This window comes from Rhodoferax sp., assembly GCF_030653815.1.
Taxonomy (GTDB): domain Bacteria; phylum Pseudomonadota; class Gammaproteobacteria; order Burkholderiales; family Burkholderiaceae_C; genus Rhodoferax.
Genome location: NZ_JAURYQ010000040.1, coordinates 17165 through 42959 on the forward strand (window position 1 = coordinate 17165; position 25795 = coordinate 42959).

Sequence of the window (25795 nt, forward strand, 5' to 3'; positions counted from 1 at the left end):
TATTACCGGCCCCCGTTGCGCAGCAACACATACAGCGCGGTGCCTGCCAGAATGCTCAGCAGGGGGTGCTTTTTCCACCACTGCAAGGCCACCACCACGGCGACGGACATCGCTTCGGCCCAGGGGCCTGCGAGATTGTCTCGGGCATGGCCGACCAGCGTGTGCAACAGCAACAGGGTCATGATGGCCAGTGGCAAAAAGCGCCCGAGTCGCTGCACCAGCGGGCTGTTTTGCAGGAAGCGCGCGGCCAAAAAGGGCAGGGCGCGCAGGCCAAAGGTCACCACGGCCATGGCCACAATGGCGCCGATGGCGTAGGGGATGTCGATCATGGGCTCACCTTCCTGGTGCCGGATTGGCGCCAGAGCAGCCCGGCCAGCACGCTCAGGCCGATGGCGGTCAGCAAGGCTTGTTGCGGCAGCAGCGTCCAGGCGACGGCGTAACTCGCCACAGCAACCCAGAGGGGCGCGGCCGAGTCCGCTTTGCGCCACTGCTCGACCGCCAGCACGGCAAACAGGGCGGCCAGGGCAAAGTCCAGCCCCACCAGTGAGATTTGCGCCTGCGCGCCGATCACGGCGCCCAGCAAGGTGCCCAGCACCCACCAGCCCTGGTTGAGCAAGGCCACGGTGACCATCTGGCGCGTGCTGGTGCCGCTGGGCAGTGTGGTCAGCACCGAATAGGTCTCGTCGGTCAGGGCAAACACCAGGTACCAGCGCGCCCAGGGCTTCACAGGCAGTTTGTCCAGCAGCGACAGCCCATAAAAAACGTGGCGCAGGTTCACCACCAGGGTGGCCAGCGCAATCGACGCCCAGGGCAGGCCGGCGGCCAGCATCGGCACCATCATGAACTGGGCGGCACCGGCAAACACCAGCACACTGGCCATGACAGCCAGCCACCAGGGTGCGCCGGCTTGCACAAACAGGAAGCCGAACACCATGCCCAGCGGCACATAACCCATGGCCACCGGCACCGAGAGTGAGAGCACTGAGCTCGGTGGTGCCTGCGCGGCTGGCGTTGGGTTGGAAGAGGTGGTCATGAAGCAAGAGAAAGGGGGCAGCAATGGTGCGAAAAGGTGCGCCATGGCAGAGCCGCCGATTGTGCCAGCCAGCGCTGTGTGATCGCGCCCGACCCTGGCTGCATCCCACGGAGGTGGCCCGCGCGCGGGTGCGACGTTGCCATAATCAAACCATGAACAATATCTGCGTTTACTGTGGCTCCAGCCCGGGTCGGCTCGAAACTTATGCCGCTGCTGCGCGCGCACTTGGCGAGGCGCTGGTGGCGCGCGACCTGGGGCTGGTGTATGGCGGTGCCAGCATTGGGCTCATGGGGCTGGTTGCCGACTCCGTGCTGGCGCTTGGCGGCCGGGCCGTGGGCGTGATCCCGCAAGGTCTGGCGCGCAAGGAGGTGGTGCACCGACATTTGACCGAACTTCACGTGACGCAGTCCATGCATGAGCGCAAAACCCTGATGGCCGAGCTCTCCGACGGCTTCATCGCCATGCCGGGTGGCATCGGCACGTTTGAGGAAATTTTTGAAATCTGGACCTGGGCTCAGCTTGGCATCCACGCCAAACCCTGCGGTCTTCTGAACGTGGCGGGTTACTACGATGCGCTGACCGCCTTTCTGGATCACGCGACGGCGGAGGAATTTCTCAAGCCACCGCACCGTTCCTTGCTGATTGTCGAGCCGACGCCGCAGCTGTTGCTGGATCGGTTTGCCAGCTATCAGCCACCAAGCATCCGGAAGTGGCTGGATCAGGACGAATCCTGAAGCCGTAATTTTTTTGGTTCTTCGTGGGCGTCAGTGCTTCATTCCATCAACGCCACCGACTTGATCAGGGCGAATGCCTGCATTCCGGGCTTCAGTGCCAGTGTCTGGCAGGAATAGGCGGTAATTTCCGCCAGCAACTGCTGACCGTCGGGTAGCAGGCAGACGACAGTTACGCGGCCCGGGGCAACCGGGTGAAGGGCTGCGATGGCGATTGGTAACTGGTTCAAAATGCTGAGGCCCTGAGGTTGCTCCGTTGCCAGACTCACATTGCGCGCCAGTACGCGCAAACGCGAAGCCGATGGGTTGGCTCCGGGCGCCAGGCTCAAACGCAGCTGCAACGCCTCGTTGCCGAAGGTGGTCAGGCCGTGCTCGTCAGTCGCGTGCAGTGTGCCCTGCAACACACTGACCGGACCTTCTTCATCAAACAGCGGCGAATCGGGCCGGGCCAGGGCCTCGCGCAGGGTCTCGATGCGCTCGATGTGGCCGTCCGCCATGAAGATCACGCGACTGGCCAGACGCTCCACTTCACGCGGCGCATGGGTGATGTAGAGCACCGGCAGGCCGGTCTCTTGCGCCAGCGCGTCAATCAAGGCCAGCAATTCGGCCTTGGCCTGCCAGTCGAGTGCCGACAGGGGCTCGTCCATGCACAGCAGGCGGGGTTGTGACAGTAGCGCGCGCGCCATGGCCACGCGCTGGCGCTCGCCCCCTGAGAGCGTGGTCACGGCCTGATCCAGCAGGTGGCCGATGCCCACGCGCTCGGCCATTTTTTGCAGCGCACCAGCGGGCGCTGCCGGGGCGCGCTGGCAGGCGTAGTCAAGGTTGCCGCGCACCGTCAGGTGCGGAAACAGCGCAGCGTCCTGAAACACAAAACCGATGTTGCGCTGGGTGGTGGGCAGGCGCCAGGCCTGGTTTTGCCAGGTTTCGCCGTTGAAACGCAGTTGGCCGCGGGTGTCGCCGTCAAGCCCGGCGATGGCGCGCAACAGCGTGCTTTTGCCAGAGCCCGAGCGGCCAAACAACACGCTGATGCCTTGCGCCGCAAAGGAAAAGGCACCGCTTTGCAGCGCAAAGTTGCCTTTTTTCAGGGTCAGTTGGCCTTCAATCATGGGGGCTCGGTCAGCGCGGTTTGAGCGGGCTCATCATGCGCTGGTTGATGGCATAAAACAGCAGCAGGGTCAGGAACGAAAAGCCCAGCAGCACGGCTGACAGCCGGTGCGCCGCGCCGTACTCCAGCGACTGGGTGTAGTCGTAAATGGCGATCGACACCACCCGCGTCTCACCGGCAATGCTGCCACCCAGCATGGCGATGACGCCAAACTCACCCACGGTGTGGGCAAAGGTGATGACCACGGCGGTCAGGATGCCGCCGCGCGACAGTGGCAGCACCACGCTGAAAAACCGGTCCAGCGCGCTGGCGCGCAGGGTGGCGGCGGCATCGAGCAGGCGTGGGTCGATGGCACCGAAGGCTTCGCGCAAGGGCTGCACCGCAAAGGGCAGCGAGTAAATGACCGAGCCGACCAGAATGCCCCAGAAGCTGAACGCCAAATGCTGCAAGCCGATTTGTTCCAGCGCGCCGCCCACCGCCCCCTGGGGCCCGAGCACGATCAGCAAATAGAACCCGATCACCGTGGGCGGCAAGACCAGCGGCAGCGACACCAGGGCGGTGACGCCATTGACCCAGCGGCTGCTGGAGCGCGCCAGCCACCAGGCCAACGGGGCCGACAGCAGCAGCAGGATGAGTGTGGTCAGGCCGGCCAGCTTGGCGGTCAGCCAAATCGCCTGCCATTCACCGGAGGTCATGCCGGCAAAATTCATGGCCGGGCCTCGGTGACCAGGTCAAAGCCGTTGCGCCGCAGTACCCCACGGGCCTCGGGCGTGCCCATGAACTGGGCCAGGGCCCGGGCGGCCGGGTTGTTTTGACCATGGCGCGTGATGACAAAGGCCTGCTCCAGCGGCTGGTGGGTGTCGGCCGGAATCAGCCAGTAGCCGCCTTTGGCCTTGAGTGTGTCGTTCAGGGCCAGCGACAGGGCGATGATGCCGACCTCGGCCGCCTGGCTGTCAACGAGTTGGACGGTGTGCGAAATGTTTTCGCCAAACACCAGCCTGGGCTGCAGCACGGTCCACAGGCCGGCGTGTTGCAGCGCTTCTTTGGCGCGTGCGCCGTAGGGCGCATGGTCTGGCGAGGCAATGGCGATCTTGCGAAATTCGGGGCGGGTCAGGCTACGCAGACTGAGTTGGCTGGCATCGACCTTGGCGCTCCAGAGCACGATGCGCCCCAGCGCGTAGCTTGTGACCGGTGCCACTGCCTGGCCGCTGGCCACCAGTTTTTTCGGGTAGCTCACATCGGCCGAGAAAAAAATGTCAAACGGCGCGCCGTTTTCAATTTGCTGCATGAACTTGCCCGAGGAACCCATGATGAGGTCCAGCCGGTGCTCGGGGTGGCTTTTCTGAAACAGGGGAGCAAGTTCATTGAAAGCAAAGCGCAAGTCGGCGGCGGCGGCTACCCGGGCGGTTGCGGCCTGGCTGAGTGCGCTTGCCGTGAACGCAAAAAATGCCAGCAGCAGGGGCAACAAGCGGTAGCTCTTCATGCCGGCTTTTGCCCGAGTTTGCGGTACAGCGTGGCGCGGCTGATGCCCAGGGCGCGCGCCGCCTGGCCGACATTGCCACGGGCCTCTTCGACCGCTTTGCGGATCATCACGGCCTCGACCTCGCGCAGCGCCAGCGCTGGCGCCGCACGGCTGCCGGCCTGCAGCGTGTGGGCTTCATCGGCGCGACTGATGGCCTGGGCCTGCAGGCGCAGGCCGCTCCAGAGCGGCAATTCGATCGGCTTTCCGGGGCGTTTGGCGGCGTCGAACAAGGGCTCGAACGACATGCCAAAGACCTCGCTGACGTGGATGGGCGCCTGGCCGGGTGCGGCCAGGCCAGGCACCATTTGCCGCGCCACCGGGTTGGCCCCGGTGATCCAGCCCTCGGCATCCAGGCACAGCAGGCCATCGGCGTCGCTGCCCAGGGCATTGCCGGGCCAGTTCAGGCGCAGCAGCAGGGCGTGGGGCTGGGCCGTGAGCAGGGCGTTTTCGATCTTGCTGGCCGACTGCATGACCAGATGCTTGAGTTCCGGGCGCTCCTGCGCGTCGACCCCGGTCACATCGAGCATGCCCACACACGCACCATCGGGACCCAACAGCGGGGCGCCAGCGCAGCTGTAAGCCGAGGTCTGGTCAAAAAAATGCTCGCCACGGTGCAGCCAGACCGGTTGCAATTCGGCCAGCGTGGTGCCAATGGCGGTGGTGCCCATGCTGCGCTCGGACAGGTCGGTGCCGACACGGGTGATCAGGTGGGCGCGCGGGTCGGCGTGGTCGATGGCGCCGCAGGCGTCGACCACCACGCCGTCGGCATTGGTCAGGATGGCGAAGTAGCGCGTGTTGACAATGGCGCGCGCCAGGTTCTGCAGCATGGGTTGTGCTGCGGCAATCAAGCTGTGGTTGGCTTCCAGGGTGTAACGCAGCAAGGGCGCGCTGACCTGCGAAAACTGGACTGCGCTGGCGGGCTGCAAGCCCGAATTCAGGCAGCGCTGCCAGGAGCGTTCAACCCATGGCGCGACCCAGCCCGGCGTGGCGGCTTGGCCGTCGCGCATGAGGCGCTGGCGCGCCAAGGCTATGCGCGCCAGGCGGCTGTGCGCGGCATTGGTGTGGGGGTCGGTGGGGTGCACGGTGAAATCCATTAAGCTCTGAATTTATCGTATTTTGAATGCATCGGCGAACCCGCTTGTCAGGGCGCCGGCTTGCAGGCACACTTTGCTTGTGAAATTAAAAACATCTGTTTCTTCCCCGCGCCGTGTGAAAGCCGCCTTGATGTGGCCGTTTGCCCTGGTATTGGCCTTCATTTTGATGGCCTTTGTGACCACGGCGTATTTTTTGCAGGTGCAGACCCGCGACCGCGCCTTGTCCGAGCGGGTCTCGGCGGTCGCCAAGTTGGTCGACCAAAAGCTGGACAAGGACACCAAGCTGATGCGTGCCGTGGTGCACACCATGCAGGGAATCCCGGCCCTCACGGCGGCGTTTTCCAGCCAGGATCGCCGTGCCTTGTTGCGTGAGGCAGGGCCGCTGTTTCAAAGCCTGCAAGACGACTACCGCATCACCCACTTGTACTTCAACAGTCCGGAATTGGTGAATCTGGTGCGGATCCATAGCCCGGACGAGTACGGCGATGTCATCACGCGTGACACCACGGTGCAGGCGCGACAGCTCAATGTGCCCATTCATGGCCTGGAATTGGGCGCCCTGGGAACCCTGACGCTGCGCCTGGTGGCCCCCTGGCAAAGTGCACAAGGGGTGGTGGGGTATGTCGAGATGGGCGAGGAAATTGGTCACCTGCTGGATGAAATTCATAAAACCCTGACGGTTGACTTGTTTGTGCTGGTGGATAAGGAATTTCTGCCAGCCCAACAGTGGCATCACGGCTTGGCCCTGCTTCAGAGGCAGGGCAACTGGAGTCGCTTTGAGCAGCAGGTCGTGGTGGCAAACACCCGGGAACATCCCCCGGCGGCCATGAACGAGTCCGTCTTGGCCGCCTTGCGTACCGGTGTCACCCATGTTTTCAAACAAGACGATCAAACCCTGCATCTGGCCATGTTGTCGCTTGATGATGCGAGTGGCCGGCGCATTGGCGATCTGGTGGTGATGCGCGACATCACCGGCTTGCAGAAGAGCTTTCAGCGCTCCATCACGGGCGTGACGCTGATGAGTCTGCTGGTGGGCGCTTTTGTTCTGGGGCTCTTTTATTTTGCGCTGGACCGGGTGGAGCGCGACTACCAGCGTCAGCATGATCTGGAACACCAGTTGCTGCGCGTGGGCACCGAACATGCCCGCATTCTGCAAATTGAAAAGCTGTCGGCGCTGGGCACTATGGTGGGCGAGATTGCGCACCAACTCAACAACCCGCTGGTTGGGGTGGTGAACCTGACCCAGTTGGCGCAGCGCGAAACGGGCAACCCGCAGCGGACCCGCGAACTTCTGGCCGAAATCCGACACGCCGGCCAGGACTGTCATGCTTTCATTGCGTCCATGCTGCGTTTTGCCAAGGTGTCCAAATTCGAATGCCATCCTACCGATCTGGCCCAGGTGGTTGAAGAGACCGTGCTGATGTTTCGTCAGACCCTGCGCCACCAGATGCCTGTCGAGTTGGTGTTTCCCGAAGAAAAGGTGGTGCTGCTGATGGACGCCATTTTGCTGCGCCATGCCTTGTTCAACTTGCTGCTCAATGCCGCGCAGGCCACCGACGATGAAAGCCCGGTGGTGATCAGTCTGCAAGCCCAGCCACACCCCGAAACAGGCGCACCAGGCTGGCGTCTGGCCGTTCGCGACCATGGCAAGGGCATTGCGCCCGAAATCCTGGACAAGGTGTTCACGCCGTTTTTCACCACCCGCCACGAAGGCACGGGCCTGGGGCTGCCGGTGGTGCAACATGTGGCCTTGCTGCACCAGGGTTTTGTCACCGTTGAAAATTTGCCTGAGGGTGGCACGCAATTTGCGGTTTGGTTGCCGCAAACCACCACGACCAATCCCGTACATACCCACTCCTAGCCCACTCATGTTGCCCAAGATTCTGGTCGTTGATGACGACCGTTACACCCGGACACTGCTGGAGCAGATGCTTCGCACCTCGGCCCACGTCCACCTGGCCAGTGAGGGGGATGAGGCGCGGCGGTTGTTCGCCACGCATGACTTCAATCTGGTCTTGATGGACCAACGCTTGCCAAGCCACCAGGGACTGGATTTGTTGCGCGAGTTTCGCGCCCAGCGGCCACGCATGGTGGCCATTCTGATGACCGGATTTGCCGATGTGCGTGATGCCGTGGCGGCTGTGCGTGAGGGGCTGTTCGATTACCTGACCAAGCCTTTTGAAGACCTGGAAGCGCTGGAGGCCGTGATCGGCAAGGCGCTTGAAATTGACGCCGCCTACCGTGAAATTGACACCCTGCGCATCCGCTTGGCCAAAGCTTCGGGCGCACCTTTGGTGGTTGGGCAATCAGCCGCGATGACGCGTTTGCTGGGGCAGCTGCAGCAAGTGGCCGGTCTGGACACCACGGTCCTGCTGGAAGGCGAAAGTGGCACCGGCAAGGATGTGATGGCCAGGTACATTCATGCGCACAGCCAGCGTGCTGACCAGGCTTTCCTGGAAGTGAATTGTGGTGGCTTGCCCGAGTCCTTGCTGGAAAGCCTGCTGTTTGGTTATGAGAAGGGCGCGTTTACCGGTGCCGCCCAGGCGACCGCCGGCTATTTTGAAAAGGCCAATGGCGGCAACCTGTTTCTGGATGAAATTGCCGACATGAGCCCCAAGTTGCAAAGCAATTTGTTGCGCGTACTACAAGACCACAGCTTTTGCCGCATTGGCAGCACCCATCGGCGCTCGACCGACTTTCGCCTGATCTGTGCAACCAACCGTTCGCTCTTGGGCGAGGTCAAAGCGGGGCGTTTTCGCGAGGATTTGTACTACCGGATCAATGTGGTGGCTGTGTTTTTACCGCCACTGCGTGAGCGCGAGGGCGACGTGTTTCGTCTGGCGGTTCATTTTCTTGAACTTTTCAACGCCAAGTTTGGCAAGCAATGTGGCCCTTTCACGCCGGCCGCGCTGGCTTCCCTGGAAGCCCATTCCTGGCCAGGCAATGTGCGCGAGCTCCAGCATTGCATCGAGCGCGTGGCTGCCATGCAGCCGGGCGGCGTGATTGACGCTGTTCACCTCGGTCCCGGATGCAGTTTGCAGATGGCACCTGCGTCGCCCACCCTGACGCCATCAGCCGCTGAACTCGGCTACCAGGAGGCGCGCGCCAGCTTCGAGCAGGCTTATTTGAAGGGGCTCCTTGAGGCTGCCGGCGGCAATGTTTCCGAGGCGGCGCGTTTGAGCGGCATTCCCCGTCAGAACCTTTACGTGCGGATGAAGCGTTGGGGCTTTGTCACTGATTCATGACAACTGTCGTGATTGCCTGACAGTTTTTTAAGCGCATTGGATGGATTCTGCGGCGTCTTCTGATGCAGTAGTCGTGGCACGAAGCTTGCCTAGTTCAATCGGGTGATGTTCACTCTATGAAGGAGATCGTGATGCGAAAGACTGTTGTTGGGAGCCTGCTGGCCCTGGCCTCGACGTTTTTGATTTATGGCTGTACGCAGACTGAAATCAAAGGCGTTGCCAACGCGCCGGTAGCAGGTGTTGTTGAAGATGGCAGCAAGGAGACTTTCCAGAAGGTCTCCAACGCCACGGTGTGGTTGATTCCGTCGTCCGACGTGGTGGCCATGGGCAAGACGCCCATCGAAATCAAGAAAGACGCCAAAAATGACGAGCCGCTGGAAGATAACCTGACGGCCAACCGCGACCGTTACCTCAAAGCGAGGACCGATGCCAAAGGCGAGTTCAAATTTGCCGCTGTCCCCATGGGCAAGTACTTCGTTTATGTGGAGCCTGCCAACAACAAGTATTTGCCTGGGGGTGACAAGTCGCGCGTGGCCATGACCAGCGATGAATTGTCCAAGGCGCCGCTGAAGATCAAGGTCTCTGGCAATACGCCGGCAGGCGCCACCTACATTGGCAGTTCGGCCTGCATTGAATGCCACGAAGACCAGAAGCACTTCACCAAAACGCTGCACCGCCTGGGCATCACCGTGATTGGCAAGCCCAGCAAGTTGCAGGATTTTTCCAACTTCCCGGACTTCAATAAAGGCCTCGACAAGCTCATGGCCGGCACCAAGTTCTGGTTCCATGGCTACGACTCAAAGCGTGGCTTTGACAAGTACCTGATCAGCACCAAGGCCCCGGCCGATGCTGCCAGCGTGAGTTTTACCGCCACGTTCTACAAGGACAAGGACGGCTCGCTGAAGTTCCGTGCCGAAAACGTCAAGAATCCCCAGGATGCAGCGCGCGTTTATCCGGTTGAAATGACTTATGGCGGCGGTGTTTACAAACAACGTTACCTGGTGCGTGTGGGTCCTAACCTGTTCCCGTTTGTCCAGTTCAACCAGAACGGCGACGACTCCTTTGCCGACCGCAGCCGCAAGGAATGGCGTGATTACCATGCCGACTGGTTCTACAACGAAACCACCAAGCAGCTGGCTGACCCGCCGCAAGCCAAATCGTTCGACAAGGAATGTGCCTCTTGCCATGCCAATGGTTACACCCTGACCAAGACTGCGGCAGGTGATTACATTGCCGGTTCCAGCAATGACCGCAATGGTGAGATCGACACAGATGGGGATGGCAAACCCAACGAGATCAACATGGGTTGCGAGACCTGCCACGGCCCGGGCTCGGTGCACAACGCCGCCAAGGAAATCGACATGCCGTCCACCATTGTCAGCCCCAACAAGCTGGCTGCCGAGCGCGCCTCGATGATCTGCGGTCAGTGCCATAGCCGGCCTCAAGGCAACCTGAAAAATGACCAGCCGGTCAACAAGGACAACAAGATGATGCTGCCGGGCACATCGCGCAACGTGTACCTGAACGAGTACACCACGCGTGAGGATGCCGCCAAGAACGACTACTGGGCTGATGGCCTGCATTCCAAGTCGCATCACCAGCAGTACACCGACTTCATCAAGTCATCCAAGTACCGCAATGGCACACAACTGGTGGCCTGCTCGGATTGCCACGACACCCATGGCACGGCCAAGTTTGCGCATCAGATGAAAACAGACTCCAAGTCGGTTGAGTCCTGCAACAGTTGCCATGTCAACACCATGGACCTGAAGAAGCACCTGGCAGACAAGGCCAAGTGCACGGTGGACCCGGCCCAGATCACCTGCGCCAGTTGTCACGTCACCAAGACCATGCAAACCGGTGCCGGCTTTGGCAAGGGCTTGACGGCGGCCGATGGCAAGAACTACTGGACCAACGACATCAGCTCGCACATTTATGACGTGCCGCGCAAGGACAATGTCGGTGTGAAGGGTGTGGCCCCGGGTTCGGCCATGCCGATCCCGTACACCAATGCCTGCGGTGCCGCATGTCATGATGTCAAGAAGCTGTAGCTGATAATTCAGTCTTTGCGTCATTAAAAACCGCCGGTTAGTCCGGCGGTTTTTTTTTGGTGTTCGTGTCTCAATTTGAGAATTTGTGACGACGCCCCTTATCCGACTAGGGTTATCCCTAGGCTTATTTTTTCGCCAAACTCCAACAATACCCATGCAACTGATTTCATAGGAATGGCGACGCGGTCGTTCACCCAGTTTCATTTTTTACCCACAGGAGACCTCCACATGCAAAAGGTGTTGCACATCACCGCAGACAAATGCACCGGCTGTCTGCAGTGCGAAATGGCCTGTTCTTTCGAGAACTACGGCACCTTCGCCACCGCCAAGTCACGCATCAAGGTGTTCAACTTTCACCATACCGGCAAGAAAGTGCCGTACACCTGCACCCAGTGCGACGAAGCCTGGTGCCTGCACGCGTGCCCGGTGGAAGCCATCACGCTGGACAAGGCCACCGGCGCCAAGGTGGTGAACGAAGCCACCTGCGTAGGCTGCAAGGTTTGCACCATCGCCTGCCCGTTTGGCACCATCAACTATGTACAGGAAACCGGCAAGGTGCAAAAGTGCGACCTCTGCGGTGGCGACCCGGCCTGTGCCGACGCCTGCCCCACCGGCGCCATCACCTTCATCGACGCCAACTGGACCGGTCTGGGCAAGATGGAACAGTGGGCAGATAAATTGGCTAACCAGCCTTCGGCTGCATAAGGAGAAACGAACATGTCATGGGCAGGAAAAATCCTCCGCGTTAACTTGAGCGCCGGTACCGTCAAGTCTGAACCCCTCAATATGGAATGGGCGCAAGCCTACATTGGCTCGCGTGGCCTGGGTACCAAGTACCTGGTCGAAGAAGTGGATGCCACCGTCGATCCGCTCTCTGCTGAAAACAAGATCATCTGGGCCACCGGCCCGCTGACCGGCACCATGGCCTCCACGGGCGGGCGCTACACGGTGATCACCAAGGGCCCGCTGACTGGTGCCATTGCCTGCTCCAATTCGGGTGGCTACTGGGGCGCCGAGTTCAAAATGGCCGGCTGGGACATGGTCATTTTTGAAGGCAAGTCGGCCAAGCCGGTCTACCTCTACGTCAACGACGACCTGGCCGAGCTGCGCGATGCGTCTCATCTGTGGGGCAAGAGCGTCTGGGAAACCGAAGAAATCATCAAGAAGGGCCTGCAAGACCCGCTGACGCGCGTGTCGAGCATCGGCAAGGCCGGCGAAAACGGCGTGTTGTTTGCGGCCGTGGTCAATGACCTGCACCGCGCGGCAGGCCGCTCTGGCGTGGGTGCTGTGATGGGCAGCAAGAACCTCAAGGCCATTGCGGTGCGTGGCACCAAGGGCGTGGGCAACGTCAAGGACCCGAAGGCTTTCATGGCCGCCACCAAGGCCGCCAAGAAAGTGCTGGCCGATAACGGTGTCACCGGCACGGGTCTGCCCGCCATGGGCACCCAGGTGCTGATGAGCGTGATCAACGAAGTGGGCGGCCTGCCCACGCGCAACCACCAAGACAGCCAGTTTGAAGGCGCCATGGACATCGGTGCCGAAGCCATGGCCAAGCCGCGTGCCACCGACGGCAAGAAACACCTGGTGACCAACCAGGCTTGTTTTGGCTGCACCATTGCCTGCGGGCGCATCAGCAAGATGGACGAAGGCCACTTCACCATCGAGAACAAGCCGCAATACCGCGGTGCCAACGGCGGCCTGGAGTACGAAGCCGCCTGGGCACTCGGTGCCGCCAACGGCGTCAACGACCTGGAATGCCTGCAATACGCCAACCTGCTGTGCAACGAAGAAGGCATCGACCCGATCAGCTTTGGCGCCACCGTGGGTGCCGTGATGGAACTCTACGGCATGGGTGTGCTGACCAAGGAGCAAATCGGCATTGAAGCCCCGTTTGGCTCGGCTCGCGCGCTGGCCTTTCTGGCCGAGGAAACCGTCAATGGCCGCGGCTTTGGCAAGGAAATTGGCCAGGGCTCCAAGCGCCTGACCGCCAAGTACGGCCACCCCGAACTCAGCATGTCCTCCAAGGGGCAGGAATTCCCGGCCTATGACGGCCGCGCCATCCAGGGCATTGGTCTGGCTTATGCCACCAGCAACCGGGGCGGCTGCCATTTGCGCGGTTACACCATTGCCTCCGAGATTCTGGGCATTCCGGTCAAGACCGATCCGCTCGAGTCGCAAGGCAAGCCCGAACTGGTCAAGGCCTTCCAGGATGCCACTGCGGCATTTGACTCAAGTGGCCTGTGCATCTTCACCACCTTTGCCTGGGGCCTGCAAGACCTGGCGCCGCAAATCTCGGCGGCCTGTGGCGACCAGTACACCATTGAAGAGCTGGCCAAGATCGGTGAGCGCATCTGGAACATGGAGCGCGAGTTCAACAACCGTGCCGGTTTCACCAAGGCCGACGACAGCTTGCCTGCGCGACTGACCACGGCCGCGGAGGCTTGCAAAACCGGCCCGGCCAAAGGCAAGTTCAACGAGCTCGCCACCATGCTGCCGCTGTACTACGAAGCACGTGGCTGGGACCCTGAAGGCCGCCCGACCGCAGCCACCAAAGAGCGCCTGAGCCTGTAAGCGTCTATAGCAACACACAAGACGGCTCTGAAAGGAGCCGTTTTTTCTGGAGAAATCATCATGACCCACCACGTCATCCTCGGTGCCGGCCCGGCCGGCGTCATTGCCGCCGAGACCATCCGCAAGCTCAGCGCCCACGACAGCATCACCATCATCGGCGATGAGCCCGAGCCAGCTTATTCGCGCATGGCCATTCCTTATTTGTTGATGGGCAATATCGACGAGGCCGGCACTTACCTGCGCAAAAGTCCGACGCACTTTGACGACCTGAACATCCAGGTGCGTGTGGCGCACGTAAAGCAGGTGCAGGCAGACACCAAAACAGTGGAGTTGGATGGTGGCGTAAGTATCCGTTTTGACACCTTGCTGGTGGCGACGGGCTCGCGCCCGGTGACACCGCCTGTGCCCGGCATCAAGTCGGAAGGGGTGCACCGGTGCTGGACGCTGGCCGATGCGCGCGCCATTGCGGCGCTGGCCCAGCCCGGTGCCCGCGTGCTGCAGCTCGGCGCCGGCTTCATTGGCTGCATCATCATGGAAGCGCTGGCGGCGCGCGGTGTGAAATTGAGCGTGGTTGAAATGGGTGACCGCATGGTGCCGCGCATGATGGGCCCCACCGCCGGTGGCATGATTCGCGACTGGTGCGAGGCCAAGGGTGTGGAAGTGTTCACCAGTACACGGGTCGAGTCGATCGAGCCCGGCAAGCCCTTGACCGTCAAGCTCTCCAACGGCAAGACCATGCAGGCCGACCTGGTGATCAGTGCCGCCGGCGTGCGCCCGGCCATTGGCTACCTGGAAAATTCGGGCATCACTTGCCTGCTGGGTGTGCTCACCGACGAGCATCTGCAATCCAATGTGCCCGGCATTTATGCCGCCGGCGACTGCGCCGAAGCGCTGGACAAGGTGAGCGGCAAGATGATCGTCAGCGCCATCCAGCCCAACGCCGCCGAGCAGGCCCGGATTGCCGCTACCAACATGGTGGCCTTCGCGCGCGGCCAGGCTCCCAGGGCCAACTTGAAGGGCGTGACACAAATCAACGTGCTCGACACACTGGGGCTGATTTCGGCGAGTTTTGGCGACTGGGAGGGTGTGCCCGGGGGCGACCATGTGGAACTGACCGACAAGGCCCAGGGCCGCCATCTGAGCCTGCAATTCAAGGACGACGTGCTGGTGGGCTGCAACAGCGTGGGCTGGACCGAGCATGTGGGCGTGATGCGCGGTTTGGTCGAAGGCCAGATCAAATTGGGCGACTGGGCCAGCACCCTGAAGCAGGATCCGACCCTGTTGATGGAGGCCTACCTGGCCGCAGCGCAAGGACAAGGCGACTGGTCGGGTGCAGCCGACACGCGCCGACGTTAAAGTTTGTTGCATGAAAATTACCCTGAAACTGTTTGCGTCACTGACCGACTACCTGCCGCCCGAGTCTAAATACACCAACATCGTGGCCCTGGATATTGCGCCGGACACCACCATCGACCAGTTGGTGGCGCAGTACCGTTTGCCCGAGAAATTGGTACACCTGGTGCTGGTGAATGGCAGCTATGTCGCACCCGAAAAGCGCTCAACGCAAACCCTGGCCGAAGGTGATGTGCTGGCTATCTGGCCGCCGATTGCCGGCGGCTGAGGGTCATTGACGCATGCAGGATTTTTATGCCGAGCGCTTCGAGCGCGAGATGGGTTGCACCGAGGCCGAGTGGCTGATGTGGCTGCCCCAAGCCATTGGCGACCACCACTGGAAACAACAGGCAGGTGCGGCTGGTGTGCGCATTGGCGACGGCGCGCTCGGCCTGAAATGGCAGGTAGCCGCGCCCCGGGTGATCGGGCTCATCAGCATTCCGGTGCTCAAGGTGAGTTTTCGCTTTGCCGGGCTGGACGATGCTGCGCGTCACGTCTTCATGAAACGCTTTGATCTCTACATGCAGCGCGGCGGCGGCTAGGGTAGCCTGGGCGGCAGAGCGGTCTGCGCAGGGAAAGGAGGAGCCCGCAGGGCGGGGGGCACGCAGCAGAACGCTCTGCCGCCCAGGCTCCTGGTGGGTCAGGCTGACGCCCTGATGAAAAACTCGGCTGTCCTGATGCCCGCCACGGTGAGCAGCAGTGAGCCGAACAGGTGCAGGGCGGCCGTACCAACACCGAGCAGGTAGCGTTGTTGCCCGAGCATGCCTACCACTTCAGCTGAAAAGCTGGAAAAGGTGGTGAGCGCGCCCAGAAAGCCGGTGATGATCGCCAGCCGCCAGGCCGGATCCAGATGCGGCAGGGCCTGAAACACCGCTACCGCTGCGCCCACCAGGTAGCCTCCCACCAGGTTCGCTGCCAGCGTGCCCAGGGGCAGCGCCGCGCCGGGGTTGAGCCACACACCCAGTCCCCAGCGGGCCAGCGCGCCCAGGCAGGCGCCCACACAGATGGCCAGCACGGAAAGCATGCGATGAGGTCCGCTGTACTTTATTTTTTGGCAGCAGGCGCTGCCTTGAAGACGGCACCGTTGACGGTCACGCCTTCACCTGAAAAGTTGGCCGCCTTGATTTCTGCGATGCCCTGCACCCGCGTGATGAAGTCGTTCCAGTCCTTGAAGTTGCCTTTTTTGCGTTCCAGGAGAATTTTGCCCGAGGTGCCCGGGCCGATGCCCCTGATGCTGTCAAGTTCGGCCTCGGTGGCTTGGTTGATGTCGAGTGCGGCATGACACGACAGGGCAGACATCAGCACAACGAGGGCGAGGGATTTTTTGAACATGGCGGTCTCCTTGAATGTTATTTGGATTTAGCCCTGCTGCGCCAGCCACTGCACATACTGGGTTACCCCCGTTTGTACATCCGCAAAGACATGGTCGCAACCGGTGGCGCGCAGCGCGCCCAGGTCAGCCTGGGTGTAGCACTGGTACTTGCCACGCAGCGCATCGGGAAAGGGAATGTATTCCAGCAGACCCTCGGTGCCGAGCTGCGCCAGCGTCAGGGGCGCTTGGCCGTCAGCCTGGCGCAGCGCATTGACGACCGAACTGGCGACGTCGTTGAAGGGCTGGGCGCGACCACTGCCCAGGTTGAAAATGCCCGAGATGCCGGGGTGGTCAAAGAACCACAGGTTGACCGCGACCACGTCGTCGATGAAAACGAAGTCGCGCATTTGCGCGCCTGGGGCATAGCCACCGTAGTCACCAAACAGCTTGACCTTGCCCTCGGCCCTGAACTGGTTGAACTGGTGAAACGCGACGCTGGCCATGCGCCCCTTGTGCTGTTCGCGCGGGCCATACACATTGAAGTAGCGAAAGCCGACCACCTGGCGGGTGAGTCCGGTCAGGGCGTTCTCGAACTTTGGTCCGCACTCCAGGCGCATGCGCTGGTCAAACAGCAGTTTGGAGTAACCGTAGACATTGAGCGGGCGCTCAAAAGTCGGCGCTTCGCGGAAGGTGTCCGAACCGCCGTAAGTGGCGGCGCTGGAAGCATAGAGCAGGCGGGCGCCGCGCTTCTGGCAGGTCTGGTACAACTGCACCGAGGTGCTGTAGTTGTTTTGCATCATGTACTGGCCGTTGCTCTCCATGGTGTCGCTGCAGGCACCCTCATGAAAAACGGCTTCGACCTTGCCGTAGGCGTCGGCGGCAAAGGCATCGTAAAAATCTGCGGCATCGACATAGTCGGCAATCTGCAAGTCAACCAGGTTGCGAAACTTGTCGCCCTGGGTCAGGTCATCGACGGCAATGATGTCGGTCAGGCCGCGGGCGTTGAGGCCCTTGATGAGGTTGGAACCAATAAAGCCGGCAGCACCGGTGACAACGATTCGGGTCATGCGAACAACTCCTCAAAAGAAACAGTGGCGGTGCCAAACTTGCCAACCACCAGGCCACCGGCCCGGTTGGCCCAGGGCAGCGCCTCGCGCAGACTCATGCCTGCTGCCACCAGCGCGGCCAGGGTGGCGATCACGGTGTCTCCGGCGCCAGTGACATCGAACACTTCGCGCGCCTGCGCCTTGACGTCGGCACGCCCCTGCGCGTCGAACAGGGTCATACCTTCTTCACTACGGGTCAACAACACGGCCTGCAGCCCGAGTTGCTGGCGCAGGTTTTGCACCTTGACCTGCAGGTCGGACTCGTCTTGCCAGGCGCCAATGACTTGTTGCAGCTCGGCCCGGTTCGGGGTGATCACGGTGGCCAGCTGGTAACGCGAATAATCCGAGCCCTTGGGGTCGATCAGGATGGGTTTGCCGGCTTCAACGGCGCGCGCAATCATGTCGCTCACATGGGCCAGGCCGCCCTTGCCATAGTCAGAAAACAGCACAGCCTGATGGCTGGGCAAGAGGTTCGTGAAGCGGGCCGTTTGCGTGGCCAACACCTCGTTTTTGGGGGTGTTCTCAAAGTCCAGCCGCAACAATTGCTGCTGGCGCCCGATGACGCGCAGCTTGACCGTGGTCTTGAGTTGCGCGTCGCGGCCGAAACAAGTCTGGATGCCGGTGTCGGCCACCAGCGCCTCCAGCTTGTGGCTGGCCTCGTCCTCGCCCACCACCGTCAGCAGCGAGGCCTGACCGCCCAGCGTGACCACGTTGAAAGCCACGTTGGCAGCGCCACCGGGGCGCTCTTCTTCGCGTGTGACGCGCACCACCGGCACCGGGGCTTCCGGGCTGATGCGGTCCACCGCGCCGTACCAGTAGCGGTCCAGCATGACGTCGCCTACCACCAGCACGCGGGCGGCAGACATTTTTTCTTTGGAGATGCTCATAGTTCCTCGACCCGGCGCGCGGGGTAACTGTCCCAGGCCTGGCAGCCGGGACATTGCCAGAAATGTTGCGTGGCCTCAAAGCCGCAAGCGGCGCAGCGGTAACGCAGCAGGGGCTTGATGGCATGGTCGAGGGCGCGTTGCACCTGGGGGTGAAATTGTTCGTGCTCGAGCTTTTCACCGGCGATCCAGCGCGTGGCCGCCACCAGAGAAGGCTCTTTTTCCAGATGATGGGCATACCAGTCGCGGGCACTGTTTTGGGCGGCCGGGTCAGCGTTGGAAAGTGTGACGATGGCCTCAAGCACATCCAGCGAGGCCTGCTCGGTATACAAGGCCTGAAGCCGGGCCAGGGTGGGGGCGGCATGGTCGCTGCGCAGGGCCAGGTCGGCCAGCGGGCGCACGATCAGGGGGATGGCGGCGGGGGTGCTGTCAAGCGCCTGCATCAGGGTGTGCCAAGCTTCACCGGCGTGCCCCATCTGCGCTTGCAGCTGGGCCAGGTCCAGGCGCGAACGTGCGGCCTCGGGGGCCTTGCTGATGGCGCGCTGCAACAACTCCAGCGCCGCTGCTGGCTGACCCTGGGCCACTTGCCCGGCGGCTTGCTCACACAGGTAGTGGGCCAGCCGCGGTGCAAAGCTGCCCTGGGCGTCACTTTCCAGCTTTTCCGCCATCAGGGCGGCCTGAGGCCAGTCCCGACTGCGCTCGTAGTTGGCCAGCAGGGCGAGTCGGGCCTGGGCTTCAAAAGGCGTACCTTCGAGCTTGAGCAAGGCGGTCTCGGCGTGGTCCAGCAAGCCGGCCTTGAGGTAGTCCAGCGCCAAGGCGTGCTGTGCCCGGTGCCGGTCCGCCTGGCTGATGTCAGCGCGTGACAGCAGGTGCTGGTGCACGCGCACGGCGCGTTCAAACTCGCCGCGGCGGCGGAACAGGTTGCCCAGGGCAAAGTGCAGCTCCGAGGTGTCAGGGTCGTTTTGGACCGCCTCGATGAAGGCGTCAATGGCCTGGTCCTGTTGCTCGTTGAGCAAATAGTTGAGGCCCTTGAAATAGGCTTTGGGCGCCTGGCGGTTTTCCAGCCGGATCTGACGCAGGTCCAGCCGAGATGCCAGCCAGCCCAGCACAAAGGCCAGGGGCAAGCCCAGCAAGACCCAGCTCAGGTCAAATTCCATCAGCGTAAACCGGAGGTGTGCCTGGCGCCATGGGCTCAGCGGCGGTCTGGGGTGCGGCAGGTGCCTGTTGGGCCTGGCGATGGCGCCACCACCACGGGGTCATGCCCAGCACGCCAACCGCCACGCCGATGGCAAAGGCACCCAGCACCACCAGCACCATGGGGGCGAGCCAATACTGACCAAAAAAGAAGTGCACCGTGGCGATTTGCTGGTTGTTGAGCGCAAAGGCGAACAGGGTAAAAAATATGGCGATCTTGAGGATCCACCTAAGCAACCACAGGATGTGTTTCATCGACGATTCCCAGAGATTGCAAAGATTCTAGCGCCTGACTTTGCCGGCAAGCGCACAAGCTGGCGCAGCGTCAAGGCGCAGGCAGCAATTCGTCGGTGCGCTGGTCAACGGCCAAGCGCAAGGCTTTGCCCGGCTTGAAGTGAGGCACTTTTTTTTCTGGAATGGCGACGCTCTCACCGCTGCGCGGATTGCGTCCCATGCGGGGCGGACGGTAGTTCACTGAAAAACTGCCAAAACCGCGAATTTCAATGCGATGGCCGCGTGCCAAGGCATCGTTCATGGCCTCCAGAATCGCCTTCACCGCAAATTCGGCATCGCGCTGGGTGATCTGGCCAAATCGTGCTGCAAGTTCTTCAACGAGGTCGGAGCGGGTCATAAACCAATACCTTTGCGGGACAGATCTTTAGCCTGTCCCCAACTGACTAATAAGAAAAAAACGACCGGGTGCACAGGGCAACCGGCCGTTCATTCAGTTCAGCAATAACGCTTTAGTTATTGTTGTCGAGCTTGGCGCGCAACAGGGCGCCCAGGCTGGTGGTACCGGCGTTTTCACGGGCCGACTGCTGGCTCAAGCTTGCCATGGCTTCGCTCTGGTCAGCGGCGTCCTTGGCCTTGATGGACAATTGAATGTTGCGGGTCTTGCGATCCACGTTGACCACCACAGCGTTCACTTCGTCGCCTTCCTTGAGCACGTTGCGGGCATCTTCCACGCGGTCGCGGGAGATTTCCGAAGCACGCAGGTAGCCGATGATGTCGTCGCCCAGGTCGATCTCGGCGCCCTTGGCATCCACGGACTTGACCTTGCCAGTGACCACAGAACCCTTGTCGTTGATCGACGAGAAGGTGGTGAAGGGGTCGGAGTCGAGCTGCTTGATACCCAGCGAAATGCGTTCGCGGTCGACGTCAACGGCGAGCACCAGTGCTTCCACTTCCTGGCCTTTTTTGTACTCGCGCACGGCAGCTTCGCCGGGCTCGTTCCAGGACAGGTCAGACAGGTGCACCAGGCCGTCAATGCCGGCAGCCAGACCCACGAACACGCCGAAGTCGGTGATCGATTTGATCGGGCCCTTGACGCGGTCGCCGCGCTTGGTGTTCTGTGCGAACTCCTGCCATGGGTTGGCCTTGCACTGCTTCATGCCCAGCGAAATGCGGCGCTTGTCTTCGTCGATTTCCAGAACCATGACTTCGACTTCGTCGCCCAAGGCAACGATCTTGCTCGGCGCCACGTTCTTGTTGGTCCAGTCCATTTCGGACACGTGGACCAGGCCTTCGATGCCGGGTTCCAGTTCCACAAATGCGCCGTAGTCGGCGATGTTGGTGATCTTGCCGAACATGCGGGTGCCTTGGGGGTAACGGCGGTTCACGCCCATCCACGGGTCATCACCCATTTGCTTCAGACCCAGCGAGACACGGTTTTTCTCGGTGTCGAACTTCAGGATCTTGGCGGTGATTTCCTGGCCAGCCGTCACGACTTCAGAAGGGTGACGGACACGACGCCAGGCCATGTCGGTGATGTGCAACAGGCCGTCGATACCGCCCAGGTCGACAAATGCGCCGTACTCGGTGATGTTTTTCACCACGCCCTGAACAATCGCGCCTTCTTTCAGCGTGTTCATCAACTTGGAGCGCTCTTCGCCCATGGAGGCTTCCACCACGGCACGGCGGCTCAGCACCACGTTGTTGCGCTTGCGGTCGAGCTTGATGACCTTGAATTCCAGGGTCTTGTTCTCGTACGGAGACAGGTCTTTGGTCGGACGGGTGTCGACCAGCGAGCCGGGCAGGAAAGCGCGGATGCCGTTGACCAACACGGTCAGGCCACCCTTGACTTTGCCGCTGGTCTGGCCAGTGACAAATTCGCCGGTTTCCAGCGCCTTTTCCAGCGCCATCCAGGAAGCCAGGCGCTTGGCGGTGTCGCGGCTCAGGATGGTGTCGCCGTAGCCGTTTTCGATGGAGCCGATGGCCACCGACACGAAGTCGCCGACCTGGACTTCAGTTTCGCCCTGGTCGTTCTTGAACTCTTCCAGCGGCACGTAGGCTTCAGACTTGAGACCGGCGTTCACGACCACAAAGCTGTGCTCGATACGAACCACTTCGGCAGTGATCACTTCGCCCGGGCGCATTTCTGTGCGTTGCAAGGACTCTTCAAACAAGGCGGCAAAAGATTCAGACATGTTTTGATGCGGTGTTAAGCGCAGGTTATTTCGCGGGTTTAAGCGCGGGGTTAAGTTTTTTTGAGCCTCATCCGCAGTGCGCCAGTGCAGCGCGAGGGGGCGGATGAGGGCCGGTGCATTGGCCAGGGCCGTTGCGGTTGTTGCCCTTGAGACAGGATCAAAAGGGCTGTTTGCCTTGCCACCAATCCAACACCAATTTAACCGATTCTTCAACCGATAAATGGGAGTTGTCAAGCAACCTGGCATCTGCGGCCGGCTTGAGAGGCGCGACGCTGCGGGATGAATCCCGGGCATCACGTGCTTCCAAGTCGGCGCGAAGAGTGTCGAGTGTAGTTGATTTCTCTTTTGAAATCAACTGTTTAAACCGCCTTTGCGCGCGCTGTTCGGCGCTTGCGGTTAAAAATACCTTGAGTGGGGCGGCGGGAAAGATCACGGTGCCCATGTCACGGCCATCGGCCACCAAGCCGGGTAGGCGGTGAAAACCGTGCTGCAAGTCCACCAGCGCGGCGCGCACCTTGGGCAAGGCGGATACTTTGGACGCATTCGTGCCGGCTTCTTCGGTACGAATGGTCTCGGAAACGTCTTCACCTGCCAGCAGCACCTGGTCGCCGGTGAATGCAAGATGCAAGCCTTGCGCCAGCTTGGCGATAGCGTCTTCGCCACTGGCGTCGAGCGGCAACTGTGCGCGCGTCGCCGCCAGCGCGGTGATACGGTAGAGCGCGCCCGAGTCCAGCAGGTGGTATCCCAACTGCTTGGCCAACTGCGCCGCCAGCGTGCCTTTGCCCGACGCCGTGGGGCCATCGACGCAAATGACAGGAATCTTGGCCGGGTCAGCCTGCACCAGAGAGAACAGCGCCTCGAAAAAGTCGGGAAAGGTCTTGGCGACACACTTGGGGTCTTCAATGCGGACCGGCAGACCCGCGGGGTTGAAGGCGGCCAGCGCAAAACACATGGCCACGCGGTGGTCATCATAGGTGTGGATGCTGGCGGCTCTCCATTGCGCGGGGCTGGCCGGCGGGGTCACCCGGATGTAGTCGGCTCCTTCGATCACGGTAGCGCCGAGCTTGCGCAACTCAACGGCCATGGCGGCAATGCGGTCGGTTTCCTTGACGCGCCAACTGGCAATGTTTCTTAACGTGGTGGTGCCTTGGGCATACAAGGCCATCACGGCCAGCGTCATGGCGGCATCGGGAATGTGGTTGCAGTCGAGGTCGATGGCGGTGAGCGGCCAGGCGCCGCGCGAGACTTCCAGCCAGTTCGGGCCACTGACCACACGGGCGCCCATCATCTGGGCGGCCTCGATGAAGCGGATGTCGCCCTGAATCGAATCGGCTCCAAGCCCGTCGATGCGGATGCCGCTGCGGCCCGTGGTGGCCGGCGCAATGGCACCCAGGGCGATGAAATAACTCGCCGAAGACGCATCGGCCTCGACAAAAAAGGTGCCTGGCGACTGGTACTGGCTGCCCGCTGGAATCGTGAAGCGCTGCCAGCCGTCGCGCCTGACCACAATGCCGAAGCGCGCCAGCAGGTTCAGCGTGATCTCGATGTAGGGCCTGGAGATCAGTTCACCCACGACGTCGATCACGATGTCCTGCCGGGCCACCAGGGGCAGCGCCATCAGCAGGGCGGTCAGGAACTGGCTGGACACATCGCCGCGCACCTGAATCGGCGCGCCGAGCTTGAGACTTGGCTGGCCAATGTGCAAGGGCGGGTAGCCGTCCTGACCCAGGTAGTCGATCTGGCAGCCCAGTTGGCGCAGCGCGTCCACCAGGTCGCCGATCGGGCGCTCGTGCATGCGCGGCACACCGCTCAACTCGAAGCTGCCTCCCATCAGGGCCAGCGCGGCAGTGAGCGGCCGGATGGCGGTACCGGCATTGCCCATGAACAGCTGGGCTTGCCTGTTTTTTGCTTGACCCCCGAGGCCGTCAATGACCACGGTGTTGCCGGTTTGTTCGATGTCACAGCCCAGGGCGCGCAAGGCCGCCAGCATGACGCGGGTGTCATCGGAGTCAAGCACATCGTGCAAGGTGGTACGACCCGGGGTCAGGGCGGCCAGCAGCAGCACCCGGTTGGAGATGCTTTTGGAACCCGGCAAGGTGATGGTGCCGCCAGCGGACAGCATGGGTGGCAGGTCGACGAAGAAGGTGTTCAGCATGCAGGTTTGGGGTGGTGATGTTGTTTGAGATGCCATTGGCTGCGAGCCGAGCTGGCCTGCGCAATCAGCGTTTCCAGCGCCGCACCGTCCCCCTGCGACATCAGGGCTTCGAACGCCTGCAATTGCGCACGAAAGTGCTGGCTTTGGGCCAGCAGTTCCTGTCGGTTGGACAGCAGGATGTCGCGCCAGACCTTCGGGTCGCTGGCCGCAATACGTGTGAAATCACGAAACCCGGGGCCGGCAAGGGACAAGAATTCCTGCCCCTGGGGCTGGCCCGTCACGGCATTCATCAGGGCAAACGCCAGCAGATGGGGCAAGTGGCTGACCGCTGCAAAGGCCGCGTCATGGGCTTCGGGTGACATCTGCACCACCTTGCAACCCAGCGCCCGCCAGACCGCCAGCGCCTGCTGGCGCTGCTTGTCCAGGGTGTCGGCCATGGGTGTCAAAATCACCTGGCAGCCCTGGTACAGCTTGGCGTCGGCGTGCTCCACCCCGGCCATTTCCTTGCCGGCAATCGGGTGGGCTGGCACAAACGAGCCGATCCCGTAGCCCAGCGTGCGCTGGGCAGCGGCAATCACGTCGGCTTTTGTTGAACCTACGTCCATGATCAGCATCTGCGGTGTGACGGCGGGCGCAATCAATTGCAGGGTGGCCTCGGTTGCGGACACCGGCACCGCCACCAGCACGATGTCGGCACCGCTGGCGGCCTGCTCAGGCGAACTGGCCGCCGCGTCAATGACGCCAAGTTGCAGGGCCTTTTCCAAGGTGCCGGCCGAGGGGCTGTAACCCACCACGCGTTGCACCAAGCCGGCGCGCTTGAGCGCCAGCGCAAAGGAGCCGCCCATCAGGCCGCAGCCGATCAATCCGAGTTGATCAAACATGCTTATTCGCTGACCGGGTAGGTGCCAAGCACTTTGTAAAACGCGCACAGGCCGCGCAATTCCTCCAGCGCGGCCGCCACATGGGGCTGGCTGGGGTGGCCTTGCAGGTCGATGTAAAAGTAGTATTCCCACTGGCCCGAGCGCGCTGGCCGTGACTCGAAACGGGTCATGGAAACGCCGTGTTTCTTCAGCGGCACCAACAGGTCATGCACCGCCCCCGGCCGGTTCGTGACCGACACGATCAGGCTGACGCAGTCATTGCCCGTGGCTTGCGGCGCTGCCAGCGTTTGAGGCAGGCAAATGATGGCAAAGCGGGTGCGATTGAAGGCGTCGTCCTGGATCGCGTAGGAGGCGATATGCAGGCCAAATTCACTGCCGGCTCGCTCGCTGGCAATGGCGGCCCAGGCCGGGTTGGTGGCGGCCAGGCGGGCACCCTCGGCGTTGCTGGCGGCAGCGCGTCGCTCGGCATGGGGCAGGTGGGTGGTGAGCCAGTCCTGGCACTGCGCCAGGGCTTGTGGGTGGGCGTAAACAGCCTCGATATCGTGCAGCGAGGGCTCCAGGCGCAGCAGGTTGTGCCGCACCAGAAAGCTGGTTTCACCAATGATGTGCAAGGGCGAGTTGAGCAGCAAGTCGAGTGAGCGCGAGATTACGCCTTCAGAGGAGTTCTCGATCGGCACCACGCCAAATTCGGCGCTGCCAGCCGCCGTGGCGCGAAACACTTCGTCAATGCTGACGCACAGCACGCGTGACATGCTGCCGCCAAAGAACTGGATCGCGGCCTGCTCGCTGAAGGTGCCCGCCGGGCCCAGGTAGGCCACCCGTTGCGGCGCTTCCAGTGCACGGCAGGCCGACATGATTTCACGCCAGATCAGGCTCAGGCTCTGGTCTTTGAGCGGGCCGCCGTTGTGGGCCTGCAAATTGGCAATGACCTGCGCTTCGCGGTCGGGGCGGAACACGGCCGAGCCGTCCAGCCGCTTGATTTCGCCCACTTCATGGGCCAGGCTGGCACGCTGGTTTAGCAGGGTGAGCAGTTCCAGATCCAGGGCATCAATCTGGATACGCAATTCAGGAAGGGTTTTTGCCATGGGCTGGT

The 25795-nt window shown here is 61.8% G+C and carries 26 protein-coding genes; 9 read left to right on the top strand and 17 right to left on the bottom strand.

All coding sequences use genetic code 11. The features are described from left to right. Positions 1-2 precede the first annotated feature (2 nt). Both Q7U49_RS15265 and Q7U49_RS15270 read right to left on the bottom strand, forming a co-directional pair. The gene (locus Q7U49_RS15265) at positions 3-329 is read right to left on the bottom strand and encodes a branched-chain amino acid transporter permease (RefSeq protein ID WP_304765615.1); all 327 of its coding nucleotides are present in this window, start codon (positions 327-329) and stop codon (positions 3-5) included. Next, positions 326-1033, bottom strand: coding sequence for an AzlC family ABC transporter permease (locus Q7U49_RS15270; RefSeq protein WP_304765617.1), 708 nt, complete (start codon positions 1031-1033; stop codon positions 326-328). The genes Q7U49_RS15265 and Q7U49_RS15270 overlap by 4 nt, the downstream gene beginning before the upstream one ends. Before the next feature lie 152 nt (positions 1034-1185). Between Q7U49_RS15270 and Q7U49_RS15275 the strand changes: the two genes are divergently transcribed. Beyond that, the gene (locus tag Q7U49_RS15275; RefSeq protein WP_304765620.1) at positions 1186-1767 is read left to right on the top strand and encodes a TIGR00730 family Rossman fold protein; all 582 of its coding nucleotides are present in this window, start codon (positions 1186-1188) and stop codon (positions 1765-1767) included. Between the two features lie 38 nt (positions 1768-1805). On the opposite strand, the gene modC is transcribed toward Q7U49_RS15275, so the two are convergent. From modC to Q7U49_RS15295, 4 genes are read right to left on the bottom strand one after another with little or no spacing between them, the layout of a single operon-like run. Next, positions 1806-2870 carry a molybdenum ABC transporter ATP-binding protein gene (modC, locus tag Q7U49_RS15280; protein ID WP_304765622.1) on the bottom strand — a complete coding sequence of 355 codons (1065 nt, stop codon included), beginning with the start codon at positions 2868-2870 and terminating at the stop codon, positions 1806-1808. Between the two features lie 10 nt (positions 2871-2880). Next, positions 2881-3579 carry a molybdate ABC transporter permease subunit gene (modB, locus tag Q7U49_RS15285; protein ID WP_304765625.1) on the bottom strand — a complete coding sequence of 233 codons (699 nt, stop codon included), beginning with the start codon at positions 3577-3579 and terminating at the stop codon, positions 2881-2883. Further along, complete coding sequence (gene modA / locus Q7U49_RS15290; RefSeq protein ID WP_304765628.1) at positions 3576-4352, bottom strand: molybdate ABC transporter substrate-binding protein; 777 nt, start codon at positions 4350-4352, stop codon at positions 3576-3578. Before modA ends, modB begins: the two co-directional genes overlap by 4 nt. Continuing rightward, complete coding sequence (locus tag Q7U49_RS15295) at positions 4349-5485, bottom strand: sigma-54-dependent Fis family transcriptional regulator (protein WP_304765630.1); 1137 nt, start codon at positions 5483-5485, stop codon at positions 4349-4351. Before Q7U49_RS15295 ends, modA begins: the two co-directional genes overlap by 4 nt. A 115-nt stretch (positions 5486-5600) precedes the next feature. Here Q7U49_RS15295 and Q7U49_RS15300 point away from each other — a divergent pair, with 115 nt between their 5' ends. From Q7U49_RS15300 to Q7U49_RS15335, 8 genes are all read left to right on the top strand, one after another. After that, positions 5601-7346, top strand: a complete 1746-nt coding sequence (locus Q7U49_RS15300) for an ATP-binding protein (RefSeq protein ID WP_304765633.1) — start codon at positions 5601-5603, stop codon at positions 7344-7346. A gap of 7 nt (positions 7347-7353) precedes the next feature. Then, on the top strand, positions 7354-8730 hold the full coding sequence (locus Q7U49_RS15305) for a sigma-54 dependent transcriptional regulator (RefSeq protein ID WP_304765636.1): 1377 nt from the start codon (positions 7354-7356) through the stop codon (positions 8728-8730). A gap of 131 nt (positions 8731-8861) precedes the next feature. Beyond that, positions 8862-10781, top strand: coding sequence for a hypothetical protein (locus Q7U49_RS15310; RefSeq protein WP_304765639.1), 1920 nt, complete (start codon positions 8862-8864; stop codon positions 10779-10781). A gap of 228 nt (positions 10782-11009) precedes the next feature. Next, entirely contained in the window at positions 11010-11486 is a 477-nt protein-coding gene (locus Q7U49_RS15315; protein ID WP_304765641.1) for a 4Fe-4S dicluster domain-containing protein, read from the top strand. A gap of 12 nt (positions 11487-11498) precedes the next feature. Next, entirely contained in the window at positions 11499-13352 is a 1854-nt protein-coding gene (locus Q7U49_RS15320) for an aldehyde ferredoxin oxidoreductase family protein (protein ID WP_304765643.1), read from the top strand. Positions 13353-13412: 60 nt separating this feature from the next. After that, positions 13413-14708 carry an NAD(P)/FAD-dependent oxidoreductase gene (locus Q7U49_RS15325; protein WP_304765646.1) on the top strand — a complete coding sequence of 432 codons (1296 nt, stop codon included), beginning with the start codon at positions 13413-13415 and terminating at the stop codon, positions 14706-14708. Between the two features lie 10 nt (positions 14709-14718). Further along, entirely contained in the window at positions 14719-14973 is a 255-nt protein-coding gene (locus Q7U49_RS15330; RefSeq protein WP_304765649.1) for a MoaD/ThiS family protein, read from the top strand. Between the two features lie 13 nt (positions 14974-14986). Further along, on the top strand, positions 14987-15286 hold the full coding sequence (locus tag Q7U49_RS15335; protein WP_304765652.1) for a hypothetical protein: 300 nt from the start codon (positions 14987-14989) through the stop codon (positions 15284-15286). 98 nt (positions 15287-15384) lie between these two features. Here Q7U49_RS15335 and crcB read toward each other — a convergent pair whose 3' ends face one another. From crcB to pheA, 11 genes are all read right to left on the bottom strand, one after another. Then, positions 15385-15768 (bottom strand): fluoride efflux transporter CrcB, encoded by a 384-nt coding sequence (gene crcB, locus Q7U49_RS15340; RefSeq protein ID WP_304765654.1) that lies wholly within the window; start codon positions 15766-15768, stop codon positions 15385-15387. Positions 15769-15788: 20 nt separating this feature from the next. After that, positions 15789-16076: a helix-hairpin-helix domain-containing protein gene (locus Q7U49_RS15345; RefSeq protein WP_304765656.1), complete on the bottom strand. Its 288-nt coding sequence runs from the start codon at positions 16074-16076 to the stop codon at positions 15789-15791. 27 nt (positions 16077-16103) lie between these two features. Then, entirely contained in the window at positions 16104-17123 is a 1020-nt protein-coding gene (gene rfaD / locus Q7U49_RS15350) for an ADP-glyceromanno-heptose 6-epimerase (RefSeq protein WP_304765659.1), read from the bottom strand. Beyond that, on the bottom strand, positions 17120-18049 hold the full coding sequence (rfaE1, locus tag Q7U49_RS15355; protein WP_304765662.1) for a D-glycero-beta-D-manno-heptose-7-phosphate kinase: 930 nt from the start codon (positions 18047-18049) through the stop codon (positions 17120-17122). Before rfaE1 ends, rfaD begins: the two co-directional genes overlap by 4 nt. Then, complete coding sequence (gene lapB / locus Q7U49_RS15360; RefSeq protein WP_304765665.1) at positions 18046-19203, bottom strand: lipopolysaccharide assembly protein LapB; 1158 nt, start codon at positions 19201-19203, stop codon at positions 18046-18048. Before lapB ends, rfaE1 begins: the two co-directional genes overlap by 4 nt. After that, entirely contained in the window at positions 19193-19495 is a 303-nt protein-coding gene (locus Q7U49_RS15365) for a lipopolysaccharide assembly LapA domain-containing protein (RefSeq protein ID WP_304765668.1), read from the bottom strand. Before Q7U49_RS15365 ends, lapB begins: the two co-directional genes overlap by 11 nt. 70 nt (positions 19496-19565) lie before the next feature. Next, a complete protein-coding gene (locus Q7U49_RS15370; protein ID WP_304765671.1) occupies positions 19566-19871 on the bottom strand; it encodes an integration host factor subunit beta in 306 nt (101 codons plus the stop codon). A gap of 112 nt (positions 19872-19983) precedes the next feature. Next, the gene (gene rpsA, locus Q7U49_RS15375) at positions 19984-21666 is read right to left on the bottom strand and encodes a 30S ribosomal protein S1 (RefSeq protein ID WP_304765673.1); all 1683 of its coding nucleotides are present in this window, start codon (positions 21664-21666) and stop codon (positions 19984-19986) included. Positions 21667-21823: 157 nt separating this feature from the next. After that, positions 21824-23821 carry a bifunctional 3-phosphoshikimate 1-carboxyvinyltransferase/cytidylate kinase gene (locus Q7U49_RS15380; RefSeq protein WP_304765676.1) on the bottom strand — a complete coding sequence of 666 codons (1998 nt, stop codon included), beginning with the start codon at positions 23819-23821 and terminating at the stop codon, positions 21824-21826. After that, on the bottom strand, positions 23815-24702 hold the full coding sequence (locus tag Q7U49_RS15385; RefSeq protein ID WP_304765679.1) for a prephenate dehydrogenase/arogenate dehydrogenase family protein: 888 nt from the start codon (positions 24700-24702) through the stop codon (positions 23815-23817). The genes Q7U49_RS15380 and Q7U49_RS15385 overlap by 7 nt, the downstream gene beginning before the upstream one ends. Positions 24703-24704: 2 nt before the next feature. Next, a complete protein-coding gene (gene pheA, locus Q7U49_RS15390; RefSeq protein WP_304765682.1) occupies positions 24705-25787 on the bottom strand; it encodes a prephenate dehydratase in 1083 nt (360 codons plus the stop codon). Positions 25788-25795 lie beyond the last annotated feature (8 nt).

Excerpts from the sequence above, each read along its gene's own strand:
- modB (WP_304765625.1), bottom strand. The coding sequence starts at position 3,579 with ATGAATTTTGCCGGCATGACCTCCGGTGAATGGCAGGCGATTTGGCTG.
- Q7U49_RS15385 (WP_304765679.1), bottom strand. The coding sequence starts at position 24,702 with ATGTTTGATCAACTCGGATTGATCGGCTGCGGCCTGATGGGCGGCTCC.
- Q7U49_RS15330 (WP_304765649.1), top strand. The coding sequence starts at position 14,719 with ATGAAAATTACCCTGAAACTGTTTGCGTCACTGACCGACTACCTGCCG.
- rfaD (WP_304765659.1), bottom strand. The coding sequence starts at position 17,123 with ATGACCCGAATCGTTGTCACCGGTGCTGCCGGCTTTATTGGTTCCAAC.
- Q7U49_RS15270 (WP_304765617.1), bottom strand. The coding sequence starts at position 1,033 with ATGACCACCTCTTCCAACCCAACGCCAGCCGCGCAGGCACCACCGAGC.
- crcB (WP_304765654.1), bottom strand. The coding sequence starts at position 15,768 with ATGCTTTCCGTGCTGGCCATCTGTGTGGGCGCCTGCCTGGGCGCGCTG.
- Q7U49_RS15295 (WP_304765630.1), bottom strand. The coding sequence starts at position 5,485 with ATGGATTTCACCGTGCACCCCACCGACCCCCACACCAATGCCGCGCAC.
- modA (WP_304765628.1), bottom strand. The coding sequence starts at position 4,352 with ATGAAGAGCTACCGCTTGTTGCCCCTGCTGCTGGCATTTTTTGCGTTC.
- modC (WP_304765622.1), bottom strand. The coding sequence starts at position 2,870 with ATGATTGAAGGCCAACTGACCCTGAAAAAAGGCAACTTTGCGCTGCAA.
- Q7U49_RS15370 (WP_304765671.1), bottom strand. The coding sequence starts at position 19,871 with ATGACCCGCTCCGACCTCGTTGAAGAACTTGCAGCACGATTTGGCCAG.
- Q7U49_RS15380 (WP_304765676.1), bottom strand. The coding sequence starts at position 23,821 with ATGCTGAACACCTTCTTCGTCGACCTGCCACCCATGCTGTCCGCTGGC.
- Q7U49_RS15345 (WP_304765656.1), bottom strand. The coding sequence starts at position 16,076 with ATGTTCAAAAAATCCCTCGCCCTCGTTGTGCTGATGTCTGCCCTGTCG.
- Q7U49_RS15265 (WP_304765615.1), bottom strand. The coding sequence starts at position 329 with ATGATCGACATCCCCTACGCCATCGGCGCCATTGTGGCCATGGCCGTG.
- rfaE1 (WP_304765662.1), bottom strand. The coding sequence starts at position 18,049 with ATGAGCATCTCCAAAGAAAAAATGTCTGCCGCCCGCGTGCTGGTGGTA.
- rpsA (WP_304765673.1), bottom strand. The coding sequence starts at position 21,666 with ATGTCTGAATCTTTTGCCGCCTTGTTTGAAGAGTCCTTGCAACGCACA.
- Q7U49_RS15315 (WP_304765641.1), top strand. The coding sequence starts at position 11,010 with ATGCAAAAGGTGTTGCACATCACCGCAGACAAATGCACCGGCTGTCTG.
- Q7U49_RS15335 (WP_304765652.1), top strand. The coding sequence starts at position 14,987 with ATGCAGGATTTTTATGCCGAGCGCTTCGAGCGCGAGATGGGTTGCACC.
- pheA (WP_304765682.1), bottom strand. The coding sequence starts at position 25,787 with ATGGCAAAAACCCTTCCTGAATTGCGTATCCAGATTGATGCCCTGGAT.
- Q7U49_RS15310 (WP_304765639.1), top strand. The coding sequence starts at position 8,862 with ATGCGAAAGACTGTTGTTGGGAGCCTGCTGGCCCTGGCCTCGACGTTT.
- Q7U49_RS15305 (WP_304765636.1), top strand. The coding sequence starts at position 7,354 with ATGTTGCCCAAGATTCTGGTCGTTGATGACGACCGTTACACCCGGACA.
- Q7U49_RS15275 (WP_304765620.1), top strand. The coding sequence starts at position 1,186 with ATGAACAATATCTGCGTTTACTGTGGCTCCAGCCCGGGTCGGCTCGAA.
- lapB (WP_304765665.1), bottom strand. The coding sequence starts at position 19,203 with ATGGAATTTGACCTGAGCTGGGTCTTGCTGGGCTTGCCCCTGGCCTTT.
- Q7U49_RS15320 (WP_304765643.1), top strand. The coding sequence starts at position 11,499 with ATGTCATGGGCAGGAAAAATCCTCCGCGTTAACTTGAGCGCCGGTACC.
- Q7U49_RS15325 (WP_304765646.1), top strand. The coding sequence starts at position 13,413 with ATGACCCACCACGTCATCCTCGGTGCCGGCCCGGCCGGCGTCATTGCC.
- Q7U49_RS15365 (WP_304765668.1), bottom strand. The coding sequence starts at position 19,495 with ATGAAACACATCCTGTGGTTGCTTAGGTGGATCCTCAAGATCGCCATA.